Consider the following 18,105-nt stretch of genomic DNA (forward strand, 5'->3'; position numbering starts at 1 on the left):
TATCCTGCTATCAGAGAATAGACTGGCCGGTTTTGGCCCAGTCTGCCATGAAGGCGTCGAGTCCCTTGTCCGTGAGGGGGTGCTTGAACATGGCGCGCAGAACGGATGGTGGAACCGTTGCTGTGTCTGCACCCATCTTGGCGGCTTCGACCACATGAAGCGGGCTTCGTACAGAAGCGACCAGCACTTTGGTGGAAAGCTCTGGATAGGCGCTGTAGATTTCGACGATATCGGCAATCAGTCCAAGTCCATCCTGGCCCAGATCATCAAGACGTCCGATGAAGGGGGAGATGTAGGTTGCACCAGCTTTGGCAGCAAGCAGGGCCTGGGCCGCGGAGAAACAAAGTGTGACGTTGGTCGCGATTCCCTCACTGGTGAAGGTCTTGCAGGCTTTAAGTCCATCAGGGGTCAGCGGAAGTTTAACCACGATGTTATCAGCCAGGGCCGCCAGTTTGCGTCCCTCTGCCATCATGCCATCGTATTCGAGAGACGTAACTTCTGCACTGATCGGGCCGGAAACGATTTCGGTGATTTCCTTGATGACTTCAATAAACTGCCGTCCTGATTTGGCGATAAGGGAAGGATTGGTTGTAACGCCGTCCACCAGACCGGTTGCTGCAAGTTCGCGAATATCGTTGATGTCCGCTGTGTCGATAAAGAATTCCATCAATAACCCCGTTAGTTGATTGTACTGTTGCCGTAGAGCTGGCGGCGGATCTTCGTTGATTCTGGGTTGATTCTGGGCAGGATTACACCGTTCAGCCAGTGGTCCGGTGCTTTCTTGTCAGAACGCTGTCAGATCTGTTTTCATAGAAACCAGATATCACTTTATCACCTCGTTCGGCAAATGGTTGCTTTTCTGTGCCGTAAAAGCAAAAACTATGGAAGGGCTGACGCAAGAAAGCTTACTCCTGCGTATTAACCAATACATCAAGAAGTTAGGGACAGTAGTGGGTATCGGTGACGATCTGATGTTGTTTGAAGAGACGGTACCGGAACGCTGCCGCTATCGCGTCCAGGTGATTTTGCCTGTCGAGGGACCCTATGACTATCTGGCACCAGATGGAGGCGATGAGGGGGAGCGGTTCTTGCCGCTGGGTCAGATTGTCATGGTGCCAGTGGGAAAGCGGATTCTGCCTGGTGTGATCTGGGGGGGCGAACCTGATACCTCTGTGCCGCAGGCAAAGTTGCGGCAGATCGAAGCAATCACTGATCTGCCTCCCCTAAAGGATGAACTGCGTCAATTCATTGAGTGGGTGGCTTCCTATACGCTCTTTCCACGAGGATCTGTGCTGAAGATGGTTCTTTCAGCTCCACAGGCACTTGAATCCGTTGCAGGTCAGAAGCTGTATCGTCAGGGAGATACGGATACCGAAGATACATCCTTCCGGATAACGCCAGCCCGGCAGAAAGTACTGGACCTGCTTGCGGGAAGTGGAGGGTGGACCGCCGTTGAGCTGGCCAGAGAAGCAGGGGTGTCAGGCTCGGTGATCAAGGGGCTTGAACAGGCCGGGGTTGTTGAGGGGTATCTTGAGGTTCCGGATTTCTCTTTCCCCCTCCCGCCCTCTGGTATCAAGGGGCCTGTTCTTTCGGAAGACCAGAGAGCCGCTGCGGATGACCTGATCAACAAGGTTCGGGCCGGGAATTTTGCCGCGGTTGTTCTGGACGGGGTGACGGGATCGGGCAAGACCGAGGTTTATTTCGAAGCCATAGAAGCTGCGCTGGGGGAGGGGCAACAGATTCTGGTGCTGTTGCCTGAAATTGCCCTTTCCAGCCAGTGGCTCGACCGATTTGAACAGCGATTCGGCGTACGCCCGGCGGAATGGCATTCTGAACTGACACCTGCACTGCGACGAAAGACCTGGCGTGCTGTGTCCGAGGGCAAGGCCCCTGTGGTGGTTGGTGCCCGTTCATCCCTGTTTTTGCCCTATGAGAAGTTAGGTCTGATTATTGTCGATGAAGAGCATGAGGCGTCTTTCAAACAGGAAGAAGGGGTTTGTTATCACGCCAGGGATATGGCTGTGGTCCGGGCCAGGGGATGTCATTGTCCGGTGGTACTGGCATCGGCAACCCCGGCACTGGAGACCATGATCAACGTCCAGAACGGCAGATATGAACGCCTGGTTTTGTCCGGCCGTCACGGTGGGGCGGGCATGCCGGATGTTGAACTGGTTGATTTGCGATTCGACAAGCCGGAGCGACTGGATAGCGGGCAGGGATGGTTGTCTCAGGCTTTACGCGGAGCAATCAGGCAGACACTGGAGGCAGGGGAACAGGCAATGCTGTTCCTGAACCGCAGGGGATATGCCCCCCTGACACTTTGCCGGACCTGTGGTCATCGTTTGCAATGTCCGCATTGCACCGCCTGGCTGGTTGAGCACAGACGGTTTTCCAGATTGCAATGTCATCACTGCGGCTACAGTACACGCCTGCCTGACAGCTGTCCGTCCTGTGATGCGGAAGGATCTCTTGTGCCTTGTGGTCCGGGAGTGGAGCGGATCGTGGAAGAGGCAAAGAAGCTTTTCCCCGAAGCCCGGATCGGATTGATGGCCAGTGATACGATGACGTCTCCTGCGGCAACGCGAGAGATGATCGAGCGGATCGAAAAGAGGGAAGTCAACCTTCTGGTCGGAACGCAGGTGGTGGCCAAGGGATATCATTTTCCTTATCTGACGCTGGTTGGGGTGGTTGATGCGGATCTCGGGTTGTTCGGGGGAGATCTCCGGGCGGCCGAGAGAACCTTTCAGCTGTTACATCAGGTTGCCGGGCGTGCGGGGCGAGCCGAGCACAAGGGGAGAGTAATCCTGCAGACCTCTGATCCCCAGCATCCGGTGATGCAGACACTCAAAGCCGGAGATCGGGACAAGTTTCTAGAGATCGAGGCCGAAACCCGGTCCCGAGGGGGGTTGCCACCTTTCGGGCGATTGGCTGCGGTAATTGTCTCGGGGCCAGAGGAAGCCGAGCTGGATAATTTCTGTGCAACCATGGCCCGGGCCATTCCGACAATTGATGGAGCACGGATTCTCGGCCCGGCTCCGGCGCCTCTTTCTTTGTTGCGAGGGAAATTCCGCCGCCGATTCCTTGTAATGACGCGCCGCTCTGTGGCTCCGCAAGCTGTGGCACGTAGCTGGTTACAAGGCCTCAAGTCTCCTTCGCGGGTCCGCGTGGTCGTTGATATTGATCCTTACTCTTTCCTTTGATTGTTTGGCAGGTCTTCTGGAGCCGGGAGGCGGATGTAGGGGAAGACGAGGAAAGTTTTTTTTCAGACCCTTGATGCGGCAAATGTTCTTCCAAATAACTTATTTTTAAAGAGAAACAGGGACTTCGCTGACGTTATCAGGGGGGCTTTCTGTCGTTATTGAAAAAAAGACTGCGTTAAAAGCTGTAATCTTTCGTCGGACTCGCTTGAAACCCTGTTATGACTGTGATACCAAACCCGCGCCTGAAGAGAGTTGTGCCCGGCACACTGTCTTAACCTTATTGAGTTTCGGCTTCACTGAAATGCGACCTGTACAGGCAGGGTCAGTTTCTGGCTTATCTTGGGGGCAACCGGCTTGGCAGGCGAAAACACTAGCTTGAACGGCTTGGCAGGACGCTATGCATTAGCGTTGCTTGATATTGCCGAGGAAAAGACTGCACTGGATGCAGTTGCTGCAGATCTTGCTGGACTGAAACAAATCGTTTCTGAAAGCGAAGATCTACAGAATTTACTCAGCTCTCCGCTCTATACTCGCGATCAGCAGGTAAAGGGGCTTTCAGCAATTCTGGACAAATCAGGTGTCAATGATGTGACACGCAATTTTGTTCTGACCGTTGCTGAGAACCGCCGACTGGCTGTGCTGACAGACATGGCAGACGCCTTCCTGGCGGAATTGACGCGTCGCCGCGGCGAAATCAGAGCGCAGGTTACTGCTGCACATGAATTGACAAAGACACAACAGAAGGCCATTGCAGACGCATTGAAATCTTCTGTCGGTGGCTCTGTCGAAGTTGACGTAACAGTCGATGAATCTCTAATCGGGGGCATGATCGTGAAGGTTGGTAGCCGCATGGTCGATAGTTCCTTAAGAACAAAATTACAGAGACTTGAACTGGTGATGAAAGGGGTTGGCTAATGGATATCCGCGCCGCTGAAATCTCTACCATCCTCAAAAATCAGATTGAAAACTTTGGCACTGACGCCGATGTGGCCGAAGTCGGCCAGGTTTTGTCTGTGGGTGATGGTGTGGCTCGCATCTATGGTCTGGACAATGTCCAGGCTGGTGAGATGGTTGAATTTGCAAACGGTATTAAGGGGATGGCCCTTAACCTTGAAGTCGACAACGTTGGTGTCGTTCTTTTTGGTGATGACCGTGGCGTTAAAGAAGGCGATACAGTCAAACGTACAGGTTCTATCGTTGACGTACCAACAGGCAAAGGCCTGCTGGGTCGCGTTGTCGATGGTCTTGGTGAGCCGATTGACGGTAAAGGTCCTCTCAAGGACGTGACACGCTCTCGTGTGGAAGTGAAAGCCCCAGGCATCATCCCACGTAAGTCTGTTCACGAGCCGATGCAGACCGGTATCAAGTCTATCGACAGTCTTATTCCGATTGGTCGTGGCCAGCGTGAGCTGATCATTGGTGACCGTCAGACCGGTAAGACCGCGATTGCTCTGGATGCGATCCTGAACCAGAAAGTAACCAACGATGCAGCAGCAAGCGAAAGCGAAAAGCTGTTCTGTATCTATGTTGCTGTCGGTCAGAAGCGTTCTACTGTTGCTCGTCTGGTTAAAACCCTCGAAGAAAACGGCGCTCTGGAATATTCCATCGTTGTTGCTGCGACGGCTTCTGACCCTGCACCGCTTCAGTTCCTGGCACCGTACACCGGCGCCGCGATGGGCGAATACTTCCGTGATAACGCCATGCATGCTGTGATCGTTTATGACGATCTGTCTAAGCAGGCTGTTGCTTATCGTCAGATGTCTCTTCTGCTTCGTCGTCCTCCTGGCCGTGAAGCTTATCCTGGTGACGTTTTCTATCTTCACTCCCGTCTGCTTGAGCGTTCTTGTAAGCTCAACGACGAACATGGCGCAGGCTCTCTGACAGCTCTGCCTGTGATCGAGACACAGGGTGGTGACGTTTCTGCCTTTATTCCGACCAACGTGATTTCGATTACCGATGGTCAGATCTTCCTGGAAACAAACCTGTTCAACAAAGGTATCCGCCCAGCGGTCAACGTTGGTCTGTCGGTTTCCCGTGTTGGTTCTGCTGCGCAGATCAAGGCCATGAAGCAGGTTGCTGGTAGCATCAAGCTTGAGTTGGCTCAGTATCGTGAGATGGAGGCTTTCTCTCAGTTCGCTTCTGATCTTGATGCTGCAACACAGCGTTTGCTGGCCCGTGGTTCACGTCTGGTCGAGCTGCTCAAGCAGCCACAGTACAAGCCACAGACAGTTGAAGAGCAGGTTGTTGTTATCTATTCCGGCGTGAAGGGCTATCTCGACAAGATTGACGTTAAAGACGTCAGCCGTTTCGAGGCAAAGCTTCTGTCTGAAGTTCGTGGCACCGGCCAGGATATTCTGGAAACGATCCGTAAAGAGAAAGCCATGTCTGCCGATACAGAAGGCAAACTGAAAGCTTTCATGGATAATTTCGCCAAGACCTTTGTATAAGAGACTGGCTGTCCAGAGTATAATGGCTGTGGGAAACGAGTAACAACATGCCAAACTTGAACGACCTGAAACTAAGGATCTCCAGCGTTAAATCAACGCAGAAGATCACGTCGGCCATGAAGATGGTTGCCGCGGCCAAGCTGCGCCGTGCACAGGAACAGGCTGAAGCATCCCGACCATACGCCGAGCGTATGGAACGGATGCTTGGTTCTCTTGCTGCATCCGCTGGCAAACAGCCCGGCGCTTCGCCTCTTCTTGTCGGAACGGGTAAAGATGACGTTCATCTTCTGATTGTTGCTGCTGCTGATCGTGGTCTTTGTGGTGGCTTCAATTCCAACATTGTCAAAGAAGCTCGCAACAAGGCGAATGCTCTGATCCGCGCAGGAAAAACAGTCAAGATTTTCTGTGTTGGTCGCAAGTCTCGCGATCAGTTGCGCCGTAGCTTCAGAGAGAACATCGTTGGTACTCTTGAAGATGTTGCAAAGCCAAGCCTGGGCTTTGACAAGGCCTCTACCGTCGCAGATCGCGTACTGGCCATGTTCAAAGCCGGGGAATTTGATGTCTGCACAGTTTTTTACGCCAAGTTTAAATCTGTAATTTCTCAGGTTCCAACGGCTCAACAGTTGATTCCGTTCGAAGCGGAAGGCGCTGCAGAAGCACCGGCTTTGTCTGAAGGTGGTATCTATGAATACGAGCCTTCTGACGAGAAAATCCTGAGCGACCTGTTGCCCCGCAACATTGCCGTTCAGATTTTCAAGGCAATGCTTGAAAACAACGCCAGTGAGCACGGTGCGCGTATGTCTGCTATGGACAACGCGACACGCAATGCCGGCGAGATGATTGACCGTCTGTCGATTCAGTATAACAGAACCCGTCAGGCAAACATCACAAACGAATTGATTGAAATTATCTCCGCCAAGGAAGCTCTCTGATTTTTAGAGAGCCCTGGCAAGCGCACTGGCTAAGGAGTTAGACAAATGGCTGAAAAGCATATCGGTAAAATTACACAGGTTCTCGGACCCGTGGTTGACGTTCAGTTTTCAGGTGCTCTGCCTGATATTCTGGATGCTCTTGAAACACAGAATGACGGCAAGCGGCTTGTTCTCGAGGTTGCTCAGCACCTCGGCGAGAACACTGTTCGTACGATTGCCATGGATGCAACCGAAGGCCTGACACGTGGTCAGGAAGTTGTTGGTACCGGTGATTCGATCAACGTTCCTGTTGGTCCTGAAACACTGGGTCGTATCATGAACGTTATTGGTGAGCCAATTGACGAGCGTGGCCCGATCGGCAACAAACAGACCTTCCCAATTCACCGCGCAGCTCCTGCTTTCTCCGAGCAGGCAACAGATGCTGAAATCCTCGTTACAGGGATCAAGGTTATCGATCTGCTCTGCCCTTATGCAAAAGGTGGTAAGATCGGTCTGTTCGGTGGTGCGGGTGTTGGTAAAACCGTGACAATCATGGAACTGATCAACAACATCGCGAAAACCCACGGTGGTTACTCTGTGTTTGCGGGTGTTGGCGAGCGTACCCGTGAAGGGAACGATCTTTATCATGAAATGATCGAATCCGGCGTTATCAAGCTGGAAGGCGACAGCAAGTGTGCGCTGGTTTATGGCCAGATGAACGAGCCTCCCGGGGCCCGTGCACGTGTTGCCCTGACTGGTCTGACCCAGGCGGAATACTTCCGTGATGAAGAAGGCCAGGACGTTCTGTTCTTCGTGGATAACATCTTCCGTTTCACACAGGCCGGTTCTGAAATTTCCGCGCTTCTGGGACGTATTCCTTCTGCGGTTGGTTATCAGCCAACACTTGGTACCGATATGGGTGCCATGCAGGAGCGTATTACCTCCACGAAGAAGGGTTCCATTACATCTGTACAGGCCGTTTACGTTCCTGCGGATGACTTGACTGACCCTGCGCCTGCGACAACCTTCTCCCACCTTGATGCGACAACCGTTCTGTCCCGTCAGATTGCCGAGCTTGGAATTTATCCTGCTGTGGATCCACTGGACTCCACCAGCCGTATTCTTGAGCCTTCAGCAATCGGTGATGAGCACTATCAAACTGCCCGTGGCGTACAGCGTGTGCTTCAGTCTTACAAAGACCTGCAGGACATCATCGCTATTCTGGGTATGGATGAACTTTCTGAAGACGACAAAATGACTGTGGCGCGTGCTCGTAAGATCCAACGCTTCCTGTCTCAGCCATTCGACGTGGCTGAAGTCTTCACCGGTTCTCCTGGTGTTCAGGTTCCGCTTGAAGAAACCATTCGCGGCTTTAAAGGCATTCTTGCTGGTGACTACGATCACCTGCCGGAAGCAGCTTTCTACATGGTTGGTACCATTGATGAAGCGATTGCCAAAGCCGAGAAAATGGCCGCTGCTGCTGCCTAAGGTTTGTGCAAGTCAACTTTTATTAGACCGGTAACAGGAAGAGATTGATGGCCAAAGAGCAGGTCGAATTCGAACTCGTTTCACCAGAGAAGCTTCTTTTTTCCCAGAGTGTCGACATGGTTGTCGTCCCTGGTGAAGACGGGGACTTTGGTGTGCTGCCGCGTCACGCACCCATGATCTCCACGGTTCGTCCGGGCGTGATCGCTATCTACTCTGGTAAAGAGGTCAGTGAGCGTATCTTCGTTGCTGGCGGATTTGCCGAGGTGACGGGAGAACGCTGTACTGTTCTAGCCGAGATCGCCCTGCGTGTTGGGGAAATTGATAAGGCAGCAGTCAAGCAGCAGCTCCAGGATGCAAAGGAAGATCTTTCCGATGCTAAGGATGATGCTGCTCGTGACGCCGCAAGAAAACAGATCGGATTGTCTGAGGCCATGCTAAACGCTGCTGGCTGATAAGACGATTATGATTTTGAAAAGCCCGGGCTGAGATGCTCGGGCTTTTTTTATGCCGATTTTTCAGCTTTGCTGTATATTTTCTATGCTTGTTGTCCGGGAGTTGAATGACCTGGAGAGCGTTATCCACTTCACCCCGATCTGTTGTTCTGACAGGTTGCCAAACAAATGGAATTTTCATGGATAGCTTGCTGGTACTGTTTCTCGATCCTGCGGCGTGGATTGCCTTGGCCACGTTGATTGTGATGGAAGTTGTTCTGGGGATCGACAATCTTATCTTTGTCTCGATCCTGACCAATAAACTTCCGCAAGAACAGCGTAAAAAAGCTCGGGTTTTTGGGCTCAGTCTGGCTCTGGTTTTCCGCCTGGCATTGCTTGGCACCATTGCGTTTATTGTTCAGCTTGTAGAGCCTATTTTCACTGTCTTCGAACAGGCCTTCTCCTGGCGCGATCTGATCCTGATTGCAGGGGGGCTTTTTCTGGTCTGGAAAGCGACAAACGAAATACACCATAGTATGAGCCCGGAAGAAAAGGATGATGGTCTTGGTGGAAAAGCGGTGAGCGGAATGACCGCTGTACTGGGACAAATTCTGGTGCTGGATCTGGTGTTTTCTATCGATAGTATTATTACGGCTGTGGGTATGACGCCTCATTTGCCGATTATGGTGATAGCGGTGATTGTTGCTGTCGCCGTGATGTTATTTGCGGCGACACCGCTGGCCAAGTTCATCGAAGCAAACCCGACGATTGTTATGCTGGCGCTCGGGTTCCTGCTGATGATCGGTATGGTGCTGATTGCCGATGGTTTCGGCGTACATGTGCCCAAAGGTTATATCTATGCGGCAATGGCATTCTCTGCCTTTGTCGAGATGCTCAATATGTTCGCGCGTAAACGGCGCAAAAAAGTGTAAATCTAGCGCTTGGATACAATAGCCTGACCTTTCAAGAATCAAACAGGCCGCTTCAGCGGCCTGTTTGATTCTTGTTTGATGTTTGAGTGCCCTATGTTCTGTCGTGATCAGGATTTTTTGACAAATTTGGTCAGAATAACGATCTGCTGCCCGCTGACTCGTCCTTCGATCTGTTCGGGATTGCCCTGTACAAGCGAGATACCCCGCACAGCAGTCCCGCGTTTGGCCGTGAAATTGGCACCCTTGACGTTAAGGTCCTTGATCAAGGTGACGGTATCGCCGGAAAGAAGTTCTGCGCCGTTTGAATCGAGGTGCTTTTCATCGGTATCATTGTCGCCACTGTTGCCATTGGCTTGTGCCCAGGCCAGAGTTTCATCATCCAGATACAATTGGGCAAGAAGATCCTGAGCCCAGACTTCATCGCTGAGACGGGACAACATTCGCCAGGCCACGACCTGAACGGCGGGAACCGGGGTCCACATGCTGTCATTGAGGCAGCGCCAGTGGTTGGTATCAAGCGCATCATCGCTCTCGATTTGTCCATGGCAGGTGGCACAGGCAAGAACAGATTGTTCGGCTGAATGATCCGAAGTCGGGGGGACGGTGTAGACCGTCAGGCTGTCAGAAGCGCCGCAGAGCTCACATTTTGTTTCACTACGTGCGTGTAATTCCTGTTCAGTCGTCATCGATCACTTACTCTTATTGTTGGACGTGTACAGTATCGGTTGTACAAAAAGTCGGCCACCATAACAGTCGTTCCCCCGTGGAACAACGAGGAGGTGGTATCAGGAGAAATTGCGAACCCCGGGCAAGGGTTTTGAGTTCCAAGTTTCTATCAATATCAGTATGATCTCTAAAACTGGCAAAGGGGATAGGTGTACCTGCACCCGTATTAGAAATTGAGGCGGTGATGGCTTTTACAATACGACAGCTTCAGTTCTTTGTCGCAGTGTCTGAAGAAGGAACGGTCTCCGGGGCGGCAAGAGCCTTGTCAATTTCACAGTCATCCGTCACGGAGGCCGTAAAGTCCCTGGAAGCAGATCTGGGAGTGGAGTTATTCCTGAGGCGATCGCGCAGTTTGGAAATCACGCATGTGGGGCATCAGTTTTTGCGGCATGCCCAGAAAATTCTTGCCGATGTTTCTGATGCGCGATTGTTGTTCGAGGCTGATCCAAAATCAAAAACCGGAAAGCTGTCGTTGGGCGTCACCTCTCTGGTTGCCGGGTATGTTCTCTCTGAAATTCTCTCGCGGTTTCGCCGGGCTTACCCCCAGGTAGAGGTGTCGGCAATCGAAGACAACGGAGAATATCTTGAACATCTGCTGATCGGTGGAGAGCTGGATGTTGCCGTTCTGGTGACATCAAGCCTGCACAATCGCGGTGCCCTGCAAGTGGAAACACTCGAGGTTTCTCCCTATCGTCTGTGGCTGCCTATGGGGCATGAGCTTGCAGGTAAAGAAGCCATCTCAATCGAAGACGTCGCGGCTGAACCCCTGATCATGTTATCTGTCGATGAGATTGAGGAAAGTACCTCTGCCTTGCTGTCTTCTCTCGGGACTCGCCCCAATGTGGCCTTCAGAACCCGTTCAGTCGAAGCTGTTCGAAGCCTTGTGGCAACGGGTGCCGGCGTGGCTCTGCTGCCAAACCTTGTGTACAGACCCTGGTCTCTGGAAGGGGATCGCATTGAAATCCGAGATGTTTCCGGAGACCTTCCGGCTGTACAGGTTGGCCTGGCCTGGCGTCGGGGCGCGCCATTGAGCGATATCAGTCGCGATTTTATCAGAACGGCACAAACATCCCTTTCTTTCAAATAGTTGTTAGTGATATCGGAAAAACAGATATCACTAATCTGTATTTTGAGATTGCGAATATTCCCGGTGAGCAGAGACTGGAAAAAAACGAATCATAAAATGGGAGCACAAGCTCCGTCATTCGTGTTTCAACGGGAGTAATTCACATGAACAGGAAGATTGTATACGGGGTAATGGCTCTGTCACTTTTGTCGACAAGTCCGGGTTTTGCAGCGTCGGTCGGTGAAAGCGAAGGTCAGGTAAACATAGTTGCATGGCCTGGCTATATCGAACGGGGCGAGACGGATAAAGCCTTTGACTGGGTGACGAAATTCGAAACAGCCAGTGGCTGTAAGGTTAATGTCAAAACGGCGAATACTTCTGACGAGATGGTTGCCCTGATGAACGAGGGTGGCTTTGATCTTGTGACAGCGTCGGGGGATGCTTCCCTGAGGCTGATCGCGGGAAAAAGAGTTCAGGAGATTGATACAGATCTTATTCCAAGCTGGGCCACAGTCGATGACCGTCTGAAGTCTGCACCTTGGCATACAGTCGGCGGCAAACACTATGGGACGCCCTACATGTGGGGACCAAATGTGTTGATGTATAACAGCAAGGTTTTCACCGCCGCGCCGGAGAGCTGGTCGATTGTATTTGAAGAGACGACCTTACCGGATGGCAAATCGAATCTCGGCCGTGTGCAGGCTTATGATGGCCCGATTCATATCGCGGATGCCGCAAACTATCTTATGTTCCACAAGCCGGAACTCGGTATTAAAAGCCCCTACGAACTGAACCAGGAGCAGTATGATGCTGCGCTGAACCTTTTGCGTGACCAGCGCAAGCTGGTCGGACGTTACTGGCATGATGCTTTTATCCAGATGGATGATTTTAAAAACGAAGGTGTTGTCGCTTCAGGATCCTGGCCGTTTCAGGTGAATATCCTTGCAAGTGAGGGGCAACCCGTTGCATCCGTCATTCCCAAAGAAGGGGCAACAGGCTGGGCGGATACAACCATGATGCACAGCGAAGCCGCCAATCCGAACTGTGCTTATAAATGGATGGAACATACTTTGTCATCGAACCTGCAGAGTGATCTGGCGGTTTGGTTCGGGGCCAATCCATCGGTCCCTGCCGCCTGTACCAATGGAAGTGGCATGTTGACCAAAGAAGGATGTTCCACGAACGGTTTTGATGATTTTGACCAGATCAAGTTTTGGCAAACCCCGGTATCCAAGTGCGAGAGTCAGGGAGAATGCGTTCCCTATTACCGATGGGTTTCTGATTATATCGGTGTGATTGGCGGGCGGTAATAGCCTTTCCAGATATCCTTTGAACAACTCCTGCCCGGTGACGCCGGGCAGGACCCAGAAAGTTGACTGGTTAATCGATGACTGTTGCGGTGGAATTTAAGAAAGTCTCTCGTCATTTTGGCGCTGTGAAGGCTGTTGACGAGGTTGATCTTAAAATCGACGAGGGAAGTTTTTTTGCCATGCTTGGCCCGTCCGGATCTGGCAAGACTACCAGTTTGCGTCTGATATCAGGTTTTGATCAACCCTCAGCGGGATCGATACATATTTTCGGAGAAGCCTGCGAAACAGCGCCGCCAAACCGTCGTCCAGTAAACACCGTGTTTCAGGACTATGCCTTGTTCCCGCATCTGAGTATTCGCGACAATGTTGCTTATGGATTGATGGTTCGGGGGGTGAGAAAAAATCTCCGGCATCAGGAAGCTGACGAGATGCTCTCGCTGGTGAAGCTGGACAATTTTGGTGATCGCAAGCCGGCCCAGCTTTCCGGGGGGCAACGCCAACGGGTTGCCCTGGCTCGGGCTCTGGTCAACAAACCACGGGTACTGCTGCTGGATGAGCCTTTAGGCGCTCTGGATCTGAAACTGCGCGAGCAGATGCAAGAGGAACTCAAGGCGCTTCAACAACGTCTGGGTATTACCTTTGTCTTTGTCACACATGATCAGACGGAAGCTCTGTCCATGGCGGACAAAATAGCTGTGTTTAATGCCGGCGGCATTGTCCAGATTGGTACACCGGAAGAGGTTTATCATCGTCCGAGAACAAAATTTGTCGCCGATTTTGTTGGCTCATCTAACCTTGTCCCGCCCCAGATCAGTCTTGACCTGGGCGGGCAGTCTTGCTGGTCCAGTTTGAAGCCTGAAGCCTTAACCCTGACAAAGCAGGAGGGGGCGAAGGTTGTCGGCACAGTAAAAAGCATCAGGTATCTTGGGGCGACAAACCGGGTAATGATACAGGTTGGTGAAACCGAACTTTCGGCTTTGTTGTCGAACACGGCAGATCACTGGACCAGGGGTGATTTTGTTGGTTTGCAGGTAAAACCTGGGGCTCTTTATGCTATGGAAGAGAACACATGAGCAGGGCCTTCACCGTGCAACCCGGTTCTGTGCACACGGGCGTGGCAGGGCGATTGTCGGATCTTTTCTGGCGGCGGCCAAAGCTGTTGCTGGCGCTTATGCTGGCACCGCCATTGTTGTGGCTCGGTATTATTTATGTGGGTTCGCTCTTTTCGCTTCTCCTGCAGAGCTTCTTTTCCATCGACGAGTTTTCAGGATTGATACAGTACGAATTCACCCTGAAAACCTATCGGGAACTGTTGCGTCCTGCCAACTATGACATCATTTTGCGCACAACCCTTATGGCAGCGGCTGTGACGCTAGCCTCTGTCGTTATTGCTTTCCCGATTTCCTATTTTGCGGCCCGTTATGCCCGGGGGCGCATGAAGGCGATATTCTATCTGGGGGTGATGCTGCCGCTTTGGTCGAGCTATCTGGTCAAGGTCTATGCCTGGAAACTGATTTTGGCCAAAGAGGGTATTTTGTCGTGGTTTTTTGATTCAGTGGGATTGATGCCGGTACTTGAGGCTGTTCTGGCTCTTCCGGTTATTGGGGGGAACTCGCTGTCTGTCAGTTATATCGGTACTTTTCTGGTCTTCCTTTATGTATGGCTGCCTTTCATGATTTTACCTATTCAGGCTTCGCTGGAACGGGTGCCCGCGAATTTACTCGAGGCATCCGGAGACCTCGGGGCATCACAGGGGCAAACATTCAGATATGTCGTGTTACCTCTGGCCTTGCCCGGGATTGTTGCAGGTTCAATCTTTACCTTCTCGCTGACCCTTGGTGACTACATTATTCCCCAGATTGTCGGATCATCGCGTCTCTTCATCGGGCAGGCTGTGTATGCCCATCAGGGGACAGCAGGTAATATCCCCCTCGCTGCAGCTTTTGCGGTAGTTCCTATTATTATCATGGCTTTTTATCTCTGGATGGCCAAACGGAAGGGAGCTTTTGATGCGCTCTGATCAACGTTCCTCCAAGTGGCTCAAGCTGGCGGCGATCGCGGGTTTACTCTTTTTGCATCTGCCTTTGGCACTGATTTTCCTCTACGCCTTTACGACCGAAGCGACGAGTTATCAGTTTCCCCCCCCAGGCCTGACACTGGACTGGTTTGAGGTGACCTGGAATCGGGCTGATGTCTGGGAAGCTTTGGGCCTGTCAGTCAAGGTGGCCTCGATCTCAACTGTTATAGCGCTGGTTTTGGGTACGCTTTGCGCTGCTGCAGTATCCAGATCCCGGTTTTTTGGACGGGAAGCCATCTCACTTCTGGTTATCCTGCCTATTGCGCTGCCGGGGATTGTAACCGGGATTTCCTTGCGCTCGGCTTTCAATCTTGCGGATATACCCTATTCGACCCTGACGATTATTCTCGGGCATGCCACCTTTTGTGTGGTGGTTGTCTACAACAATGCTGTCGCCCGGTTTCGTCGGCTTTCGGCCTCGATGATTGAGGCGTCGATGGATCTGGGGGCGAACAGCTTTCAGACCTTCCGCTATATCGTTTTGCCAAATATCGCCACGGCAATGCTTGCAGGGGGAATGCTGGCCTTCGCACTTTCTTTCGATGAAGTCATTGTAACGACGTTCACCGCAGGCCAACAGGCTACCTTGCCGATCTGGATGCTGGAGGAACTGGTTCGTCCGCGGCAACGCCCGGTAACCAACGTTGTGGCCATGGTCGTGGTTCTGGTCACTTTTTTACCCATTCTTGGTGCCTACTACCTGACCCGGAGTGGAACCGATACGGCCGGAGCCGGAAAATAACCAATTCTAAGGGAGATACTTGTCATGGACACAAAGCTGTTGATTGGGGGCCGGTTCGAGGAAGGTACGGAAACTGCCGAGTTGGTGCTTAACCCGAGAACGGGAGAAACCATCCTGGAATTGCCAGAGGCTTCGGCCTCGCAAGTTGATGCGGCCGTCGATTCCGCTGCCAAGGCTTTTGCCAGTTGGTCCCGGACTTCCCCGGCGGAAAGAGCAGGATGCCTGTTGCGAATTGCCGAACGGATTGAGGCGGAAGCTGTGAACTTTGCTCTGCTGGAATCCCTGAACTGCGGCAAGCCGATCAGCCGGGTAACGGAAGATGAAATCCCCGGTGTTGTCGATACCTACCGTTTTTTTGCCGGGGCGGTACGATGTGTCACCGGGGCAGCCGCAGGTGAATATCTTCCAGGGTTCACCTCAATGGTTCGTCGTGACCCCATCGGGGTTGTCGCCTCGATTGCTCCCTGGAATTATCCTTTGATGATGATGGCCTGGAAGTTGGCCCCTGCCATTGCCGGGGGAAATACAGTGGTCTTTAAACCCTCGGAACAAACCCCATTAACTGCTTTGAAGATGGCAAAAATTCTGGCGGAAGAGCTTCCTGAGGGGGTGGTGAATATTGTTCCCGGGCGAGGAGCGACAGTTGGGAATCAGCTGATCAACCACAAGAAAGTAGATATGATTTCCCTGACTGGTGACGTGGCAACAGGTAAAAAAATGTTGCAGGCCGCTTCCTATTCCGTAAAGCGGACACACCTTGAGCTTGGCGGGAAGGCACCCGTTATCGTCTTTGATGACGCATCTTTGTCTGACGTAGTCGAGGGCCTGCAGGCCTTTGGTTATTACAATGCCGGGCAGGATTGTACGGCGGCGTGCCGCGTTTATGCGAGTGACAAGATCTATGACAATCTGGTTGCCGATCTTTCATCGGCGGCGGATGCAATCAAGTACGATTTGAAAGATGATACGGAAAACGAAATCGGTCCCCTGATTTCCGGCCGCCAAAGAGACCGGGTCGCCAGTTTTGTCGAGCGGGCACGAGAACTCAGCCATATTGAGGTGACTGCAGGGGGAGACACCCATGGTGACAACGGGTTTTATTACAAACCAACAGTCATAGCCGGTGCATTGCAACAGGATGAAATTGTTCAACGGGAAGTCTTTGGACCGGTGATTTCCGTGACCCGTTTCTCGGATGTTGATGATGCTGTCAGCTGGGCGAATGATAGTGACTATGGTCTGGCATCTTCTGTCTGGACCAAGGATGTCGGACGGGCGATGGAAACTTCAGCGCGCCTTCGCTACGGCTGCACCTGGGTGAACACCCACTTTATGCTCACAACGGAAATGCCGCACGGCGGGTTAAAGCAGTCTGGTTATGGCAAGGACATGTCCATGTATGCACTGGAAGACTACACTGCCGTACGGCATGTCATGATCAAGCACTAGGAGCCGACGTGTAAAAAAGGTTTTTCCCTGTGATAGGCGCTGTTAATCTAGCCAGATTATGGTGTTCATTTCTGCCGGAGACTGCATATGCCCTTTATGGAAATCACTCTTCTGAACGACGGCTGGGTGATTCGTCCCTGTGGTATTGATGATCTGGAAGAAGTGTCCAAGCTGGTATTGCAAGAAGCCCGGCGCAGCATCATTGAAGATTTTGATGAGGCAGGCTGGGAGGATTTTCAGGATTATCTGAGTTCGGAGCAGCTCCTGTACCGTCTGTCAACGGGCTCAAAAGGGCTGGTGTTGCAGGGAGAGGACGACAGGCTGGCAGGCTATGTCGAGGTTTCCGGAAACCAGATCCTGCTGTTTTTCGTATCAGAAAAGGCGCAGGGTCTGAATTTGGCTACCCGTCTGTTTGAAAAGCTCTGTGAAGGGCTCGCTCTGAAAGAGCTTTATGTCAATGCCTCGTCCAGGGGGCATGCGTTCTATTTGAAGCAGGGGTTCAAGGAACTGGGAGAGTGGCAGACTACGGCGGGGGTCAGATACTGCCCGATGAGTTGGAGTTCTTGATCGCAAGATTGTCAGGGTGTGGATAAAACCCGACTTTATTTATAGTTGCCCATTCAATTGGATCTGCCCATGCTGCCATTAAACAAGACGATAAATCATCTTTTAAAGGCGTGAGATATGGGGATCACGGAAATTCTTTCTTTTGTTCTGGTGGCTTCTCTTCTGGTGATATCGCCAGGACCGAACGGGGTGCTGATAGCAAAAACAGTCCCCCTGTCTGGCAAGGGGGCGGGTTTTGCAAACATCGGGGGATTTGTTGCGGCCTTTTATCTGCATGGACTTCTGTCTGTTCTCGGAATCTCTGTGTTACTTGTCAAATCGGCCGAGCTCTTCACCCTGGTTAAAATTGTCGGGGCGATTTACCTTATCTGGCTTGGTGTTAAGGCTTTACGGCAGAGCCTGCAAAAGAAAGGCTCTCTGGTTGCTCCAGCGATTAAACCTGCAACGAGGAGGCGGACCCTTGTTACTGCACTTCTCGAGGGCTTTCTGACCAACGTACTCAATCCGAAAGTTTCGATGTTTTATCTGGCAGCCTTCCCGCAATTTATCACGCCTGGAGAGGCTGCAATTGGCAATTCGCTTCTGCTGGTCAGTCTTCATGCCCTGATCAATGCGGTCTGGTTCACCGGCATGATTGTGTTTCTTGCCCGATTAAGCGGTGCCGCGCGCAATGAGAGTTTTCAACGCTGGCTTAAGGGAATTACCGGCGTGGTCTTTATCGGATTTGGCGCTCGCCTGGCAATGATGAAGCCCTGACAT

The 18,105-nt window shown here is 52.1% G+C and carries 17 protein-coding genes; 15 read left to right on the forward strand and 2 right to left on the reverse strand.

What is annotated here, in order from left to right; translation table 11 throughout:
• Positions 1-10: 10 nt before the first annotated feature.
• Entirely contained in the window at positions 11-667 is a 657-nt protein-coding gene (gene fsa, locus O4H49_RS16785; RefSeq protein WP_020593009.1) for a fructose-6-phosphate aldolase, read from the reverse strand.
• A 283-nt stretch (positions 668-950) separates the two neighbouring features.
• Between fsa and O4H49_RS16790 the strand changes: the two genes are divergently transcribed.
• The 7 genes from O4H49_RS16790 (at position 951) to O4H49_RS16820 (ending at position 9,409) form a co-directional block, all read left to right on the forward strand.
• Positions 951-3,200, forward strand: a complete 2,250-nt coding sequence (locus O4H49_RS16790) for a primosomal protein N' (RefSeq protein ID WP_269424597.1) — start codon at positions 951-953, stop codon at positions 3,198-3,200.
• Positions 3,201-3,575: 375 nt separating this feature from the next.
• A complete protein-coding gene (locus O4H49_RS16795; protein ID WP_269424598.1) occupies positions 3,576-4,115 on the forward strand; it encodes a F0F1 ATP synthase subunit delta in 540 nt (179 codons plus the stop codon).
• Positions 4,115-5,647, forward strand: coding sequence for a F0F1 ATP synthase subunit alpha (gene atpA, locus O4H49_RS16800; protein WP_269424599.1), 1,533 nt, complete (start codon positions 4,115-4,117; stop codon positions 5,645-5,647). The genes O4H49_RS16795 and atpA overlap by 1 nt, the downstream gene beginning before the upstream one ends.
• A gap of 47 nt (positions 5,648-5,694) precedes the next feature.
• A complete protein-coding gene (locus tag O4H49_RS16805) occupies positions 5,695-6,579 on the forward strand; it encodes a F0F1 ATP synthase subunit gamma (protein WP_269424600.1) in 885 nt (294 codons plus the stop codon).
• Between the two features lie 45 nt (positions 6,580-6,624).
• Complete coding sequence (gene atpD / locus O4H49_RS16810) at positions 6,625-8,046, forward strand: F0F1 ATP synthase subunit beta (RefSeq protein ID WP_269424601.1); 1,422 nt, start codon at positions 6,625-6,627, stop codon at positions 8,044-8,046.
• Positions 8,047-8,093: 47 nt separating this feature from the next.
• Positions 8,094-8,498: a F0F1 ATP synthase subunit epsilon gene (locus O4H49_RS16815; protein ID WP_020593016.1), complete on the forward strand. Its 405-nt coding sequence runs from the start codon at positions 8,094-8,096 to the stop codon at positions 8,496-8,498.
• A 179-nt stretch (positions 8,499-8,677) separates the two neighbouring features.
• Entirely contained in the window at positions 8,678-9,409 is a 732-nt protein-coding gene (locus O4H49_RS16820) for a TerC family protein (RefSeq protein WP_269424602.1), read from the forward strand.
• 107 nt (positions 9,410-9,516) lie between these two features.
• Here the strand turns inward: O4H49_RS16820 and O4H49_RS16825 are convergent, their stop codons facing one another.
• Positions 9,517-10,095, reverse strand: coding sequence for an alkylphosphonate utilization protein (locus O4H49_RS16825; protein WP_269424603.1), 579 nt, complete (start codon positions 10,093-10,095; stop codon positions 9,517-9,519).
• Positions 10,096-10,319: 224 nt separating this feature from the next.
• Between O4H49_RS16825 and O4H49_RS16830 the strand changes: the two genes are divergently transcribed.
• The 8 genes from O4H49_RS16830 (at position 10,320) to O4H49_RS16865 (ending at position 18,102) form a co-directional block, all read left to right on the forward strand.
• Positions 10,320-11,222, forward strand: a complete 903-nt coding sequence (locus tag O4H49_RS16830) for a LysR family transcriptional regulator (RefSeq protein WP_269424604.1) — start codon at positions 10,320-10,322, stop codon at positions 11,220-11,222.
• A gap of 143 nt (positions 11,223-11,365) precedes the next feature.
• Complete coding sequence (locus O4H49_RS16835; RefSeq protein ID WP_269424605.1) at positions 11,366-12,511, forward strand: ABC transporter substrate-binding protein; 1,146 nt, start codon at positions 11,366-11,368, stop codon at positions 12,509-12,511.
• Positions 12,512-12,588: 77 nt separating this feature from the next.
• Positions 12,589-13,584, forward strand: coding sequence for an ABC transporter ATP-binding protein (locus O4H49_RS16840; RefSeq protein ID WP_269424606.1), 996 nt, complete (start codon positions 12,589-12,591; stop codon positions 13,582-13,584).
• The gene (locus O4H49_RS16845) at positions 13,581-14,531 is read left to right on the forward strand and encodes an ABC transporter permease (RefSeq protein WP_269424607.1); all 951 of its coding nucleotides are present in this window, start codon (positions 13,581-13,583) and stop codon (positions 14,529-14,531) included. The genes O4H49_RS16840 and O4H49_RS16845 overlap by 4 nt, the downstream gene beginning before the upstream one ends.
• Positions 14,521-15,330 carry an ABC transporter permease gene (locus tag O4H49_RS16850; RefSeq protein WP_269424608.1) on the forward strand — a complete coding sequence of 270 codons (810 nt, stop codon included), beginning with the start codon at positions 14,521-14,523 and terminating at the stop codon, positions 15,328-15,330. Before O4H49_RS16845 ends, O4H49_RS16850 begins: the two co-directional genes overlap by 11 nt.
• Positions 15,331-15,354: 24 nt before the next feature.
• Positions 15,355-16,779: a gamma-aminobutyraldehyde dehydrogenase gene (locus O4H49_RS16855; RefSeq protein WP_269424609.1), complete on the forward strand. Its 1,425-nt coding sequence runs from the start codon at positions 15,355-15,357 to the stop codon at positions 16,777-16,779.
• 87 nt (positions 16,780-16,866) lie between these two features.
• Positions 16,867-17,346, forward strand: a complete 480-nt coding sequence (locus O4H49_RS16860) for a GNAT family N-acetyltransferase (RefSeq protein WP_269424610.1) — start codon at positions 16,867-16,869, stop codon at positions 17,344-17,346.
• Positions 17,347-17,463: 117 nt separating this feature from the next.
• A complete protein-coding gene (locus tag O4H49_RS16865) occupies positions 17,464-18,102 on the forward strand; it encodes a LysE family translocator (protein ID WP_269424611.1) in 639 nt (212 codons plus the stop codon).
• Positions 18,103-18,105: the final 3 nt, after the last annotated feature.

The organism is Kiloniella laminariae (assembly GCF_027214005.1).
GTDB lineage: Bacteria > Pseudomonadota > Alphaproteobacteria > Kiloniellales > Kiloniellaceae > Kiloniella > Kiloniella laminariae_A.